The organism is Geomicrobium sp. JCM 19055 (genome assembly GCF_000698185.1).
Classification (GTDB): Bacteria; Bacillota; Bacilli; order Bacillales; family Marinococcaceae; genus Geomicrobium_A; species Geomicrobium_A sediminis.
In genome coordinates this window covers 119724-132947 of record NZ_BAXL01000010.1, presented here as the reverse complement: position 1 = coordinate 132947, position 13224 = coordinate 119724, and the positions used below count along the sequence as shown (strand labels likewise).

Here is a 13224-nt window from a genome sequence, read left to right as displayed (position 1 = left end):
AGAAAGCCAGCACATTTGTGCTGGCTTTTCAAAATTTCTACACGTATGTTTACGAAGCTTTAACTTTCTGCTTTGTGGTCCACTTGCCACGACTGGGACTATGAACTAGATTATTGTATTCTAGTACGTTTAAGTCACGCTGGATCGTACGTTGTGTGATGCCGAATTCATCAACCAGTTGTTGTGTGGTTACCGTGCCTTCTTTTCGAATGTACAAGTAAATTGACTTAATTCTAATAAGCATACGGTCGGTTGAAGTTCGCAAAAAAACCACTCCTTCTATAAAAATAGAATCAAGGGGACGCGTACGTTCTCTCTTTCTTTGCAATAACGCGGCACTGCACAGATCCAGGAGACCAAAAGTGTATATGAAATTGTGTTGACAGGTCTTAGGCTGGCCAGTGTTCCTGATTCAAGATCCATTATACTACACGATTATTTGAGAATCAAAACATCTTTCCTCTATCAATGTGGATTACGATTCGAATTGGAACAAGTCTGTAGAAAGGTATCGCTCACCAGTATCACAAGCAATGGCGACGACAACTTGTCCAGGTTTTAACGTTTTTGCAAGCTCTATTGCTGCAAAACAAGCAGCGCCAGAAGAAGGACCAACGAGGATGCCTTCATCACGAGCTAATTTGCGAACCGTATCATACGCATCTTCGTCACCGATGCGATCAATGTCATTGTAGACGGATTGATTTAGAATAGGTGGAATAAACCCTGGTGACGTACCTACAAGTTTGTGAGGACCTGGTTTACCACCTGACAATACTGGAGAACCTTTCGGTTCTACGACACGAATTGTGATGTCAGGATAATGTTCACGTAGCGTTTCCCCTGTTCCAGTAATCGTTCCACCGGTACCAGATGCTGCAACAAAACCAGCTAGTGGCTTATTAAGGGTTTCAACATCACTCACAATTTCAAGTGCTGTCGTTTTCCGATGAGCATCAGGGTTCGCTTCATTCTCAAATTGCATCGGCATAAAGCTATTGTCGATTTCTTTTGTGAGCTCATGTGCTCTTGAAATTGCACCAGGCATTTTCTTATCTCCTGGCGTGAGAACGACTTCAGCGCCATATGCTTTTAGAAGATTAATTCGTTCTTGTGACATCGTGTCTGGCATCGTTAAGATACAACGATAACCACGGACGCAGCGTTCATTGCGAGGCCAATGCCAGTGTTGCCTGACGTCGGCTCAATAATGACCGTGCCTTCTTTTAGATGTCCGCTTTCTTCTGCTTGCATAATCATTTCTCGTGCAGCGCGGTCTTTTACACTACCGCTAGGATTTTGATACTCCAACTTTAAGTACACATCTGCGCTTCCTTCTGGAACAATACGATTCAGTTTAACAAGAGGTGTGTTACCTACAAGTTCGTCAATTTGATTGTATACGGTCATTACGTTCACTCCAACTAGTTATAAGTTAATGGCGATTAAACAAACTGTTCTTATAGGTATTATAACGGAATTGAATGGTCTACGAAAGAAAGGCGTATTCCTAATTTACAAAATGTACGGTAGGATAGTGAGAACTGCTACAGAAGGGTGAGTCATCATGGCAACGCATTATTTCTTTGGAATTCATGTACCAGAAGAGACACGAGCGATGATTTTAGCAAACCGTGAATTACAAACAGCCATATTACCATTTAAGAAACAGACACATCCGAGTGATTATCACATTACACTCAAGTTTTTTGGTCAATTATCCGATGAGTTACGTAACGAACTCATTCAGTCAGCGAGCGAACTAGCGAACAAAATAAAACCTTTTATGATTGATGTTGAAGGCATTGAAACATTTGGTTTAAAAAAACGCTCCACGAGTTTTATACGTAGAAACAAAGTTAAATCAGTCGTTAGCACAATTACAAACCATGATTGAAGATGAAGCAAAGCGATTAGGAATTGCCAAAGAAACGCGACCATACACCCCGCATATTACCGTTGCAAGGCGGTTTAACGGTCAAGCGTTTAAATTGCCTGAAACACAAATTAACGATCGACTACACGTCGTAGATTTTCGTTTATATGAAGTGCGTCCGAATTTTATCCCTCGTTATCACACGGTTTCACAATTTACATTAAAAGGGTGAGGGATGATGAAGGTAGTGAAAGACTTCTCGTTTTTGCTTTTACAGTTAGCCGTTCTCGTGCTTTTTTTATTTTATAGGGATGATGATGAGTAGTTGGATTCCATTTCCAATTCCAGGAAGTGTAATTGGGATGCTGCTGTTGCTACTTTGTCTTCAATTCAAGGTTATAAAAATCCAATGGGTCAAAAAGGGTGCAACATTATTAATCGTACATATGCCTTTGTTATTTATTCCAATTCTTGCTGGACTCATTCAACATTTAGATTTGCTTCGCGCACATGGGTTAACACTCGTTGCTATTACAGCTTTAAGTACGTGGATCGTATTAGCAACTGCTTCATTGCTTAGTCAATGGTTGTTAAAGAAGCAGGTGAGCAGCAATGAGTGAGCTCATTATGAGTGTAGGGTTTATTGCGATTACACTTTTAATTTATATGGCTGCTCGTAAATTAAATACGGTTCACAAAGCGTTGTACACGATGCCGTTTTTAACCGGTACGATTGTCCTCGTTATGTTTCTTATTTTTTTCGAATACGTCGTACGAAGCGTACTCATTAGGTGGAGCATGGATTGAATTTTGGTTAGGACCGGCAATCGTTGCACTGAGCATCCCGCTCTATGAGCAACGAAAGACATTACTAAAATTTATCATTCCGCTCGGTGTACCAGTCATCCTAGCAACATTTCTCGGAATCGTGACAGGTGTTAGCTTTGCAGGAATTGCTGGACTTAGTGAAGAATTGATGTATTCAATTTTACCGAAATCTGTCACGACACCGATCGCGATGGATATTGCGAGTATTTTAGATGGTGATCCATCCATTGCTGCGTTACTCGTCCTTGTCGCTGGCGTTAGTGGTGTGTTATTCGCAGATATTACGTTCCGCATTTTCAAGATTGACCAGAACTTAGCAAAAGGAATTGGACTCGGTGCAGCGGCTCATGGAATTGGTACAGCAAATGCGATGGAGAACGGTCAAGTTCAAGGGGCGGCAAGCTCCGTATCGATGACGTTGTGTGCTATTCTGCTGTCAATTTTCACACCAATCATTGCACTCGTTTTCATGTATTAAGGAGGGTCTGATGGTTCATCTCGTTAAATTAGAAGATTATGTTTCGCGATATGAAGTGGACTTACAACGTTATCCGAATCAGTATTCAAGGCTAAAACAAGAGAAATGGCGACACATGAAGAAACTTTGGCAAGATGCGAATGTTGATTTAAGAGAAGATGAGGAATTTGATGAAGAGTGGTTTTTAGGGGAGTCGAAAGGTTTTTGGAAGCAAGCGATTGCGAAGTTCAAAAAAAACGCCTACAGAGGCTTCGTCTGAACGACAAGAACTTCACCCTGATTTCGAACGTTACCGAAATAAAACGTTAGCTGACTTGGAACAGCAATTTTATTATGAATTGTTCCAAGCGCAGTTGAAGTGGGCATCATCTTCTTTACAAGAAGAATCAATTCTTGATAGCAAGTATCGTTACGATAGTCGTTTGCGTCAATTGCTCAAGGAGATTCCAGATAATTATTTTCTTTTTTATAATCCGGTTTTAAAAGTTGCTCAAGCGGAAATTGATTTAGAGGTTGTCTTAATTTCTCCTACTGATATTTATTGTGTAACGTTTATTGAGACGAATAAAAATTCAATTATTCATGCGAGTACAGATCGATTTTGGAAGGTTGATTACGGTAAAAACTATCGCAAAAAAATAGTGAGTCCGGTACTCTCGCAAAACCGCATGCGAAAAGTAGTCACGACCCTGTTGAGTGAAGCTTCTATACGCTCTAAAATTCATTCTGTCATTGTTGCGCCAGATGGATACATTGATGACCATCAAGCGCCACTACGTGCACTTAAAGTTGATTGTACGTCGTATAACCAATGGTTGGGTGAGTTGAAGCGTCATCCTTCTCCGCTAAAAAAAGAAGCAAATGGACATAACAGTAGCGTTGTTGAATGCAAGTTCTACGAAAAGTTTTGAGCGTCATCATTCGGATGTCGAAAAGCATAGCTTTGAGTCTTGAACAGCAATTGACGGTCTTTCTATTCATCTGCTATGATTAACGTTGATTATTAATTGGCCAAAAGACAAAAACTGTACGTAATAATAGAAAAGCACGAACACTAAAGTGATATGTTGCGCCACGACCGATTCGGATTTTGTTGGCGTATCTTTTTTTCGGTAGTTCAATCAATACGTCAAAGTCTGGGCAGTGAGAAGATGCAAGCTCAAATATTTAAAAGGATCCCCGCCATGAGACATTTCGATATCAATTCTAAAGTAAAAAGGAAAAAGTGGTTGGAAATGCTTCTAGGCAGCAACTGGAACTTAGAGCCTGCTGGTGGTTCTACGGGTGAAGCGTTTATTGCTCATGACGGCAGTCAGAAACTGTTCCTAAAGTGCAACTCCTCCCCATTTCTTGCCGTTTTATCTGCTGAAGGCATTGTACCTAAGTTACTTTGGACGAAACGGTTAGCAAACGGTGATGTGATTACCGCGCAGCGATACATTGAAGGCCGTGAGCTTGGAAGTAAGGATATGCAGCTACCTGAAGTCGCTCAACTTCTTAGACGAATTCACACGTCAAAAGAGTTACTTGAAATGCTAAAGCGCATTGAGAACCAAGTGCATTCTCCAGACGTGTTACTTGCGAAGTTAAGAAAGAAAGCCATTTATCAACAACATCGTGTTGCTCCGATTTATCAACAAGCTTTTGCTTATTTAGAGCAGAATAAAACGAACATTGAGCACGAAAACTTTGTTGTTTGTCATTGTGATTTAAATCATAACAACTGGATTGTTGAAAACAACGAAGCGCTGTTTCTCATTGATTGGGACGGGGCATCGGTTGCCGATCCAGCTTTAGATTTAAGCATTATGTTGCATTGGTACGTACCAAGAGCAACGTGGGAAGAATGGCTACGTGATTATGGCATTGAGTTAAATGACTCATTGTTCCGTCGCATGCATTGGTACATTACGATGCATACGTTAGATTATTTGCTCGAAAGTGATGAAGACAATGATATGAATCGAAGTCAATGGGTTGAATACTTGGAGTCATTGATGGTAGAAGATGTCTTTACGGATTAAAGGAGCGGATTCCCGCTCTTTTTTTATGAATAAAATAAAGGATGAATGTAATCATGAGACTGCGTAAAAAAACCAGGAGCAACAGATAAAATTAACGCACATCCAACGATTGTAATTCCACAACCAGAACAATATCGTGGACGTTGGGAAGAAGCGTTCTCTGATCAAATAAAAAAAGCCATTACACGTCGAATTCGGAACAGGTAAAGGGCAGTTCTTGCGAGACATGTCAGACATTTACCCAGATGTTCATTATATCGGTGTAGAACTATATGAAAGTGTACTTGTGACAGCTTTAGAAAAAAACATCAATCACGAAGGTAGAGTAGCATTCATTTTAGGAGATGTTGCTGATGCTAAAGACTATTTCAAGGAAGGTGAGATCGACCGGATCTACTTAAATTTTATGGATCCTTGGCCTAAAAACCGTCATGCCAAACGTCGATTAACGCACGCAAACTTCTTAGAAATCTATAAGCAACTTCTTCCTAAAGATGGCGAGATTCATTTGAAAACCGACAATGAAGGACTGTTTGAGTTCTCACTGCAATCTTTTTCGGAGAATGGGTTTCAGTTGAAGAATGTTTCTGTAAACTTACATCGTGATGAACCTGAAGATAATGTTCGAACAGAGTATGAAGAGAAGTTCTCTAGTAAAGGACAACCGATTTTTCGAACAGAAGCATACATTCCACAATAATAAAAAAAACCCTTCTACACATGTAGAAGGGATTTTTTTTATTGCTTTTCAAGCTCCAAAATCGTACCAGTTTTTGCATCAACAACAAAGTCCATTTGCTTTGTTTCACCAGAAGCAGTGCTTGATAGACCGCCACGGTAAACGTTGTAATCAAGTTCGTTTTTCTCATAGTGTTCGGGGTTCATATGAATCCATGAACCGCTAATCGGAATGCGGTGAGAGACGTTTTCTTTTACTTGCTTTAATGCCTTTTCAGGAGAAACCGATTTAGCTGCACAAGCTTCTTTCACTGCGTATCCTGCCGCAAAGCCAAGAGCAACTCCGACGAGTAGATCTTTAATCTTCATGTCTAATCAACCGCCTTTGTTCTAAAAATTTATACAACAAGTATATAGTGACTTTCCTAATTTGTCCAAGTATAGCAGATGGGACTTACTAGAATTTACCGTAAAACTTCGATACAATAGTACAATCGACTGTCAGACCGAGGAAGGGACGTGAATGAACATGCAACATGAAACGAAAGAAATGTTTAAAACATTGACTGAACTAGCAGGACCTCCAGGGTTCGAACACGATGTACGAGCGTTTATGAAAGAGGAGCTCAACAAATATTCCGATGAAATTGTACAAGATCGACTAGGAAGTACATTCGGTCTCAAAAAAAGGTCCAGAAGACGGACCAAAGGTGCTCGTCGCAGGTCATATGGATGAAGTTGGGTTTATGGTAACGTCCATCACTAAAGAAGGATTAATACGCTTCCAAACGCTTGGTGGCTGGTGGAGTCAAGTTCTCCTTGCTCAACCTGTCGTCGTTCTTACCGACAATGGAAAAATCCCAGGTGTTGTCGGTTCAACACCCCCTCACTTGCTTGACGATGCAATGCGCAATAAACCAATGCCGATTAGTGAAATGTACATTGATGTTGGAGCAGATGATGAAGAGGATGCAAAGCGTTTAGGCATTCGGCCAGGTATTGCCATCGTTCCTGATTTCCCATTTACACCAATGGCTAACGAGAATAAAATCATGGCAAAAGCTTGGGACAACCGTTACGGCGTAGGTCTTGCAATTGAACTATTAAAAGAAGTGCAAGGTGAATCGTTGCCAAATACCTTGTATTCCGGTGCAACCGTTCAAGAAGAAGTCGGTTTACGTGGTGCAAAAACGGCAGCGAACCTGATTCAGCCAGACATTTTCTTTGCCCTTGATGCTTCTCCTGCAAATGATACTTCTGGTAAGAAAGGCGAGTTCGGCAAAATGGGCGATGGTGCTTTGCTTCGAATTTATGACCGCACGATGATCACACACCGTGGAATGCGCGAATTTATTCTCGACACTGCCGAAAGTGAAAACATTCCGTATCAGTACTTCATCTCTCCAGGTGGGACAGATGCAGGAGCTGTTCATACTGCAAATGACGGCGTACCGTCTGCAGTTGTTGGTGTGTGTGCACGGTACATTCATACTGGAGCCTCGATCTTAAATGTGAAAGATTATGAAGCTGCGAAAGCTCTCATCACAACACTCGTTAGAAAGACAGATCGCTCCACGGTTGAAGCGATCCGTGCAAACGGATAAGCTATTCTGTTTCAAAGATGTAACTTAATGCTTGTAGTGCTTGGTCAATGTCTGTCACAACGAGTTGGGCTCGGTTTGCCATTTCTTTTGCTGGATGGTGCAATGAGCTTGGACGAATTAAGATAACAGGTTTTCCTAGTGCTACAGCACTGCCGACATCCATCGCTGCATTCCACTGTTTGTAATCCTCACCAAACATGGCGATGACGACGTCGGACTTTTGCATAAGAACTTTCGTCCGTAAATTATTGATTGCAGAAGCTGCTTCGTCTTTGAAGATTGCATCAGGTTGTTTGCCGAGAACTTCTTCTCCAATATCATCTGATCGATCATGATTTGTCATCGGTTCGAAGAAATGAAGGGGAAGGTTTTTCTCCTTTGCTTTTTGTTTTACATCTTCACGCCAATCGTCGTGAATTTGACCTGCTAAGTAAACGTTTAAATTCATATTGATCACCTCAAAAAAATAATGACTTACTAAATTATATCGTCTTTTATTACGATCGTTGTTTATTATTTTCCCATTCAACGATTGTGATAAACGTCATCGACCAATTACTGGAGGAATGAAACAATGAAAAAGGTTGAAAATAAACAAGCATTTGAAGAAGCGATTCAAGCAGAACGAGTTGTCGTGATGTTTAGTGCAGATTGGTGCCCAGATTGTCACTTTATTGATCCGGCAATGCCTAGAATTGAAGCAGATTACCCGGAAATCGATTTTATTCATGCTGATCGAGACGCTCTGATTGACGTTTGCCAGCAATATGATATCTTTGGAATTCCGAGCTTTGTAGGATTTAAAAATGGCGAAGAAATCGATCGTTTCGTAGATAAAAAAAACGAAAGACAGAAGAAGAAGTAACGTCATTTATTGATCGTTACCTCGAGAAGTAAGTTAGAAGGGAGTTTCTATGGCGACCTCAAATAAAGTGTTGCGTAAACTTAAGGCAAAATTTCACGAGTTAGATGTACAACATGATGAAGAAAAAGCCACGGTGAGAATCGTGCATCCAACGCTTCAAACGGGTTTAAATCTTGACCTGCCACGCCTTGAAGCAAAGTACGATCAAAAAGGTGATGCGGGACTTGAAGACACGTTTTCTTTTATTACGCTATCGTTTGAGGCAATGGAAGAGAAGAAGCAACTTCAAGGGAAGTTGCAACACGTATTCCCTGTCATTCGTTCGACGTCATTTCCAACAGAAACGAAAGATCAAAAAGCATTAATTCACGAACCTCACACTGCTGAGACGAGAATTTATTATGCACTCGATCAAGGAAAGACGTACGCATTAATTGACGAAGGTATGCTAGAATCTGAACAGTTGGACGAGCAAGCGATTAAAGAAGCTGCTCGGTTTAACTTGCGCTCGTTAGCGACTGACGTCAAAGTAGATGAAGTGGCTGGTAATCGATTCTACTTCTTGAACTCAAACGACGGATATGACGCAAGCCGCATACTAAATGAGGCTTGGGTGAAAGAGATGGCAAGCATGATGGAAGGATCTGTAGCGTTTTCAATCCCACATCAAGACGTTTTGATCGTTGCGGATATTCGAAACGACCAAGGGTATGATGTTTTGGGGCAAATGACGTTCCAATTCTTTAAAGAAGGTCGTGTTCCTGTAACGGCATTACCATTCTCTTACGAAGATGAAAAGCTAGAACCGATATTTATTTTAGCGAGAAAAAAACCAAAAGGTCAGTAGAGGGAGATTACGAATGAACGCGTTTTATAATAAGCAAGGTATAGGTGATGTACTTCTCCTAGCGATCAAAGAAATTGATACAGATAAACGTCAAGTCGAACGTAAAGGTGAAATTGCACGTTTGTACCACGAGAATAGTGGCGAAACTGTCGGCTATCATTTTTTTCAATGTTAGTTCTTATGCGTCCCCAAGTGGAACTGGCATGTTATATATCGATGATGCGTTACTAACAGATTTGAACAAAGCGTTAGCAGAAGAAGGAATTGATGACGAATTAACAAAACCATCTGAGCCTAGCTTTGTTGTTGGGCACGTCGATGAAATTGCGCCACATCCTGATGCAGATAAGCTGCGTGTATGCCAAGTAGATGTTGGTAGTGAACAAGTACAAATTGTCTGTGGTGCTCGAAACGTTGACGAAGGACAGAAAGTCGTCGTCGCAAAAGTTGGTGCCAACATGCCAAGTGGGATGAGAATTAAGGCATCGAAGCTTCGCGGGGAGAAATCAAATGGAATGATTTGTTCCATCAAGGAGTTAGCTTTACCGATTGAACAAGAAGAAAAGGGAATTTATGTCCTTCCAGACCGCTATGAAGTCGGTCAAGATTTCTTAAAACAATTCCATAATGGTTAATAGTAAGCCCCTTCTCAATGCTCGTTTACTTGAGGAGGGGTTTTTCGTTGTACTAGAAATGACAAGATTTAGGAATAAATCTTTCCTTAGGAGGTGTTTAAAAGCGGCAAGCTTATGTAGAATAGGAGTAGATTTCACATACTACTATAGAAACATGAGCAGGTGAATAAAATGCCAAAGAAAAAGAAAAACGGCGTTTGGAATACAATTAATCACTATTTATTCGGAAATGATCCGAAGAAAAATGATGAAGAGACGGTTGAACCGAAGCGACAAGAACGTGCTAGTTACGGGAGACAAGATAAACGAAACGACGATGCATCACGAGCAAAAGTGTTTCATAAATACCCGAAAGAAGGAACTTTCGATTCCCTCTACATGTTGACGAAGGACAAAAACCAGATACGACGAAACGAGCTGAACCTCTAAGACCGACTCGAAAGGAGCCGGAGAGTAGACCGACCAAGTCAGAGAAGGTAGAGGAAAGACCAAAGCGCAAACCAAGACAAAACGTCAAGCAAACGATAAGTAAGACGCCTTCTTCATCACTTGATGAAAGGCGCCAGTACTTTAACAATCCTCACTTTTCAGTACAGACCATCCCTTCACCAGTACATGGCTTTCAAAACACGAGAAACTTACAAGTTGATGAAGAAGAGAATAAGGATGTATTGCCTACAGGTGATTGGAGTAAAAGTTCAAACCACGATAACGATTTACAAGCATTGTATGCTCGTGTCAATAAAGCAGCATTAGAACGACTTGAAGCGGAAAATCTCAATCAACAAGTAGAGCATGACGGTGAAGTTGCTGCTACGAAATTATCAGAACCAGTGTCCGGTCGTCCTAGTGAAGAAACGGCTATGATTACTAGAGATAGTGAGTTGTCAGATTCAGCTTATCGCACAGTCACACTAGCAGACGACAAACAAACCGAGCCTGAAAACGAGATCGTAGAGCAAGAAGTAGATGTTGAAACAAACGATAAGACGACAGACCTTCCAATTGCAAGTGAACGAGAAGGCTCAGCTGATTTACAAGGAGCTCATTTCATAGAGAGACAAAATGAAACAGAAGAACCTCTCGTGCAAGATGAGGAATCAAAGCCAGAAGACGACGTCGTTCATTTCCCGAGAAATAGTCAACGGGAGGTCGATGAACACAATGACGAAACTGAAACTATAGATCAAGAACACTCAGAGGACATGACAGCTTTACGTGATGATCAGCCAGGCATGGCGTTTATACAAAAAGATCATCAACTAGGGGATGTTCAAGAGCGGTCTAATGAAACAATGGAGCAAGAAGCTCATTTCATTGAAACAGATGATGAAACGAAATCACAAAGTGAGACTGACGATGAACAATTCAACAGTGATTCCGCCGAATTTGGTAATCAGGTTGTTGAGAACCGTGATGGTGAAGAGGAGTCGTCCGTCGAAGCAACCGAGCAGAGCAATGCCCTTAATGGAGATGGAACAGAGTCTGTAGCTGTAGTTCAAGAAGATGATGGATATGCCGAAGATCATATGCTCAATGAGCCCGAGCAAAGAGCTAGCGACGATACTGATTCAGACACACGTTTGACGTTTGAAAGCGATGACCAAGAGCCCTTCATTTCAAACGACTCAAACGTAGAAGAAGTTAATCTAGTCGATCAAGAACAATCATTTGAGGTGGAAGAACGCGTAGAGGTAGAGACGGATGAAGATCAAGAAGCGACATCGTTGCTACCGTATAACGTAATGATGACCCCATCGGATCGCGCGGCTTACCTACGACAAAAGAAGTTACGTGAAGAAACGAAGGAATCGTCTCAAGAACGATGCCGGCACCGGTTAATTCACAAGTAGCAAAGGAACAAGATGTGTACGAGCAACCTCAATCATTCTCAAATGAAGAGCCTAAGGAAGAAGTGGTTGAAAGCCCTTCTGTTCTAAGCGAACTTGATGACATGGAATTGGAGCCAATTGCACCACCTCCTCACGATCTTCTTGTGGAGCCTGTCCAAACCGCGACTGAAGGTGCATCTGAACAATTAATTCGTCAAAAAGAGCAATTAGAAGCGACGCTCCAACATTTCCATGTTGATGCTAAAGTGACTGACGTTACCGAAGGGCCTTCTGTTACTCGCTTTGAAGTACAACCAGCTCCAGGCGTAAAAGTGACGAAAGTGACAAACTTAACAGATGATTTGAAGCTTGCAATGGCAGCGATTGATTTGCGAATGGAAGCACCAATCCCAGGCAAAAGTGCGATCGGTATTGAAGTGCCTAAACAAAATCGGAATCCGGTCGTCTTAAGAGAGATTCTAGATTCTAAAGCATTCCTAGAACATGATAGCCCACTAGCGGTAGCTTTAGGACTAGACATTAGTGGCGAACCCACAGTTATTGATCTCAAAAAAATGCCCCACGGATTGATTGCAGGTTCTACTGGATCAGGGAAAAGTGTATGTATAAACAGTATTTTGCTTAGCTTATTGTATAAATCGTCACCAGAAGAGGTGAAACTGTTACTCATTGACCCGAAAGTCGTTGAATTAGCGTTTTATCAAGATATCCCTCATCTCGCCGCTCCTGTCGTTACTGATCCGAAAGAAGCGACAATGACGTTAAAATGGAGCGTTGAGGAGATGGAGAGAAGATATCAGCTGTTTGCTAAAGCAGGTGTACGCGATATCTCCGGGTACAATCGCAAAGCAGAGCAAAAGGACAAACTGCCTTACCTTGTCATTGTGATTGATGAGCTTGCAGATTTAATGATGGTCTCGCCACAAGATGTGGAGGAATACATTTGTCGAATTGCTCAAAAAGCACGAGCGTGTGGGATCCATTTACTCGTGGCAACACAACGTCCTCGGTTGATGTAATTACTGGGTTGATTAAAGCGAATATCCCAACTAGGGCTGCGTTCGCTGTATCATCGATGGCCGACTCTCGCACGATTTTAGACGCGGGCGGGCAGAACGGTTAATCGGAAAAGGCGATATGTTGTTTAGTGAAAACGGTGCTTCTCGTTTTGTTCGATTGCAAGGAACGTTTGTTGATGATGAGGAAATTGAACGAGTAGCGGATTATTGGAGACAAAGACAAAAGCCGAACTACTTGTTTACAAAAGAAGAAATCACAAAGCAATCGTCAATGAATGCTGTTGAAGATGATTTATTAGAAGAAGTTACGTACTTTGTCGTTCGACAAGGAAGCGCATCTACGTCAAGTATTCAGCGTCGTTTTCATATCGGTTACAACCGAGCAGCGCGATTAATGGATATGCTAGAAGAGCGTGGAATTGTATCCGAAGCGCTCGGTACGAAACCGAGGCAAGTCCTTGTGTCAGAGGAAGTTGTGCATGCACTTTTTGAATAGATTGAAGTCAAGAGCAGGCTC

At 41.5% G+C, this 13224-nt stretch carries 16 protein-coding genes and 5 pseudogenes; 16 read left to right on the top strand and 5 right to left on the bottom strand.

Annotated elements, in window-relative coordinates; all coding sequences use genetic code 11:
- Nucleotides 1-49: 49 nt before the first annotated feature.
- Together JCM19055_RS10495 and cysK are read right to left on the bottom strand one after the other, a co-directional pair.
- Nucleotides 50-265 carry a DeoR family transcriptional regulator gene (locus JCM19055_RS10495; protein ID WP_042359704.1) on the bottom strand — a complete coding sequence of 72 codons (216 nt, stop codon included), beginning with the start codon at nucleotides 263-265 and terminating at the stop codon, nucleotides 50-52.
- Between the two features lie 210 nt (nucleotides 266-475).
- Nucleotides 476-1410: pseudogene (gene cysK / locus JCM19055_RS10490) on the bottom strand (cysteine synthase A).
- A gap of 157 nt (nucleotides 1411-1567) precedes the next feature.
- On the opposite strand from cysK, the gene JCM19055_RS10485 reads away from it, so the two are divergent.
- From JCM19055_RS10485 to JCM19055_RS10465, 7 genes are all read left to right on the top strand, one after another.
- Complete coding sequence (locus JCM19055_RS10485; protein ID WP_052366193.1) at nucleotides 1568-1897, top strand: 2'-5' RNA ligase family protein; 330 nt, start codon at nucleotides 1568-1570, stop codon at nucleotides 1895-1897.
- The gene (locus JCM19055_RS23550) at nucleotides 1890-2108 is read left to right on the top strand and encodes a 2'-5' RNA ligase family protein (RefSeq protein ID WP_052366192.1); all 219 of its coding nucleotides are present in this window, start codon (nucleotides 1890-1892) and stop codon (nucleotides 2106-2108) included. The genes JCM19055_RS10485 and JCM19055_RS23550 overlap by 8 nt, the downstream gene beginning before the upstream one ends.
- Before the next feature lie 79 nt (nucleotides 2109-2187).
- Complete coding sequence (locus JCM19055_RS10480; protein ID WP_081833606.1) at nucleotides 2188-2496, top strand: CidA/LrgA family protein; 309 nt, start codon at nucleotides 2188-2190, stop codon at nucleotides 2494-2496.
- Entirely contained in the window at nucleotides 2489-2683 is a 195-nt protein-coding gene (locus JCM19055_RS27320; protein WP_193745386.1) for a hypothetical protein, read from the top strand. The genes JCM19055_RS10480 and JCM19055_RS27320 overlap by 8 nt, the downstream gene beginning before the upstream one ends.
- Nucleotides 2610-3182 carry an LrgB family protein gene (locus JCM19055_RS10475; RefSeq protein WP_052366191.1) on the top strand — a complete coding sequence of 191 codons (573 nt, stop codon included), beginning with the start codon at nucleotides 2610-2612 and terminating at the stop codon, nucleotides 3180-3182. Before JCM19055_RS27320 ends, JCM19055_RS10475 begins: the two co-directional genes overlap by 74 nt.
- 10 nt (nucleotides 3183-3192) lie before the next feature.
- A complete protein-coding gene (locus JCM19055_RS10470) occupies nucleotides 3193-3441 on the top strand; it encodes a hypothetical protein (RefSeq protein WP_042359702.1) in 249 nt (82 codons plus the stop codon).
- Nucleotides 3401-4093 (top strand): nuclease-related domain-containing protein, encoded by a 693-nt coding sequence (locus JCM19055_RS10465; RefSeq protein ID WP_042359701.1) that lies wholly within the window; start codon nucleotides 3401-3403, stop codon nucleotides 4091-4093. The genes JCM19055_RS10470 and JCM19055_RS10465 overlap by 41 nt, the downstream gene beginning before the upstream one ends.
- A gap of 79 nt (nucleotides 4094-4172) precedes the next feature.
- Here JCM19055_RS10465 and JCM19055_RS29255 read toward each other — a convergent pair whose 3' ends face one another.
- Nucleotides 4173-4307 carry a hypothetical protein gene (locus tag JCM19055_RS29255; protein ID WP_265182013.1) on the bottom strand — a complete coding sequence of 45 codons (135 nt, stop codon included), beginning with the start codon at nucleotides 4305-4307 and terminating at the stop codon, nucleotides 4173-4175.
- 59 nt (nucleotides 4308-4366) lie between these two features.
- Between JCM19055_RS29255 and JCM19055_RS10460 the strand changes: the two genes are divergently transcribed.
- Entirely contained in the window at nucleotides 4367-5206 is an 840-nt protein-coding gene (locus JCM19055_RS10460; RefSeq protein WP_042359700.1) for a phosphotransferase family protein, read from the top strand.
- Nucleotides 5207-5259: 53 nt separating this feature from the next.
- A pseudogene (gene trmB / locus JCM19055_RS10455) lies at nucleotides 5260-5906 on the top strand (tRNA (guanosine(46)-N7)-methyltransferase TrmB).
- 38 nt (nucleotides 5907-5944) lie between these two features.
- Here trmB and JCM19055_RS10450 read toward each other — a convergent pair.
- Nucleotides 5945-6253: a PepSY domain-containing protein gene (locus tag JCM19055_RS10450; RefSeq protein WP_042359699.1), complete on the bottom strand. Its 309-nt coding sequence runs from the start codon at nucleotides 6251-6253 to the stop codon at nucleotides 5945-5947.
- Between the two features lie 160 nt (nucleotides 6254-6413).
- Between JCM19055_RS10450 and JCM19055_RS10445 the strand changes: the two are divergent.
- A pseudogene (locus JCM19055_RS10445) lies at nucleotides 6414-7488 on the top strand (M42 family metallopeptidase).
- A 1-nt stretch (nucleotide 7489) separates the two neighbouring features.
- On the opposite strand, the gene JCM19055_RS10440 reads toward JCM19055_RS10445, so the two are convergent.
- Complete coding sequence (locus JCM19055_RS10440) at nucleotides 7490-7936, bottom strand: YtoQ family protein (protein ID WP_042359698.1); 447 nt, start codon at nucleotides 7934-7936, stop codon at nucleotides 7490-7492.
- 126 nt (nucleotides 7937-8062) lie between these two features.
- Here JCM19055_RS10440 and JCM19055_RS10435 point away from each other — a divergent pair, with 126 nt between their 5' ends.
- The 6 genes and pseudogenes from JCM19055_RS10435 (at nucleotide 8063) to JCM19055_RS10410 (ending at nucleotide 13203) form a co-directional block, all read left to right on the top strand.
- Nucleotides 8063-8353, top strand: a complete 291-nt coding sequence (locus tag JCM19055_RS10435) for a thioredoxin family protein (RefSeq protein WP_370543074.1) — start codon at nucleotides 8063-8065, stop codon at nucleotides 8351-8353.
- Between the two features lie 49 nt (nucleotides 8354-8402).
- On the top strand, nucleotides 8403-9200 hold the full coding sequence (locus tag JCM19055_RS10430) for a DUF1444 family protein (protein WP_042359697.1): 798 nt from the start codon (nucleotides 8403-8405) through the stop codon (nucleotides 9198-9200).
- A gap of 13 nt (nucleotides 9201-9213) precedes the next feature.
- Nucleotides 9214-9835, top strand: a pseudogene (ytpR, locus tag JCM19055_RS10425) (YtpR family tRNA-binding protein).
- A 171-nt stretch (nucleotides 9836-10006) separates the two neighbouring features.
- The gene (locus tag JCM19055_RS10420) at nucleotides 10007-10264 is read left to right on the top strand and encodes a hypothetical protein (protein WP_042359696.1); all 258 of its coding nucleotides are present in this window, start codon (nucleotides 10007-10009) and stop codon (nucleotides 10262-10264) included.
- A 242-nt stretch (nucleotides 10265-10506) separates the two neighbouring features.
- Complete coding sequence (locus tag JCM19055_RS10415) at nucleotides 10507-11688, top strand: hypothetical protein (RefSeq protein WP_042359695.1); 1182 nt, start codon at nucleotides 10507-10509, stop codon at nucleotides 11686-11688.
- Nucleotides 11646-13203 (top strand): annotated as a pseudogene (locus JCM19055_RS10410) (DNA translocase FtsK). The gene JCM19055_RS10415 and the pseudogene JCM19055_RS10410 overlap by 43 nt, the downstream one beginning before the upstream one ends.
- The last annotated feature ends 21 nt before the right edge of the window (nucleotides 13204-13224 follow it).

Coding starts and splice junctions, on each gene's coding strand:
- JCM19055_RS27320 (WP_193745386.1), top strand. CDS start 2,489: ATGAGTGAGCTCATTATGAGTGTAGGGTTTATTGCGATTACACTTTTA.
- JCM19055_RS10460 (WP_042359700.1), top strand. CDS start 4,367: ATGAGACATTTCGATATCAATTCTAAAGTAAAAAGGAAAAAGTGGTTG.
- JCM19055_RS10470 (WP_042359702.1), top strand. CDS start 3,193: ATGGTTCATCTCGTTAAATTAGAAGATTATGTTTCGCGATATGAAGTG.
- JCM19055_RS10450 (WP_042359699.1), bottom strand. CDS start 6,253: ATGAAGATTAAAGATCTACTCGTCGGAGTTGCTCTTGGCTTTGCGGCA.
- JCM19055_RS10420 (WP_042359696.1), top strand. CDS start 10,007: ATGCCAAAGAAAAAGAAAAACGGCGTTTGGAATACAATTAATCACTAT.
- JCM19055_RS23550 (WP_052366192.1), top strand. CDS start 1,890: ATGATTGAAGATGAAGCAAAGCGATTAGGAATTGCCAAAGAAACGCGA.
- JCM19055_RS10430 (WP_042359697.1), top strand. CDS start 8,403: ATGGCGACCTCAAATAAAGTGTTGCGTAAACTTAAGGCAAAATTTCAC.
- JCM19055_RS10485 (WP_052366193.1), top strand. CDS start 1,568: ATGGCAACGCATTATTTCTTTGGAATTCATGTACCAGAAGAGACACGA.
- JCM19055_RS10435 (WP_370543074.1), top strand. CDS start 8,063: ATGAAAAAGGTTGAAAATAAACAAGCATTTGAAGAAGCGATTCAAGCA.
- JCM19055_RS10440 (WP_042359698.1), bottom strand. CDS start 7,936: ATGAATTTAAACGTTTACTTAGCAGGTCAAATTCACGACGATTGGCGT.
- JCM19055_RS10480 (WP_081833606.1), top strand. CDS start 2,188: ATGATGATGAGTAGTTGGATTCCATTTCCAATTCCAGGAAGTGTAATT.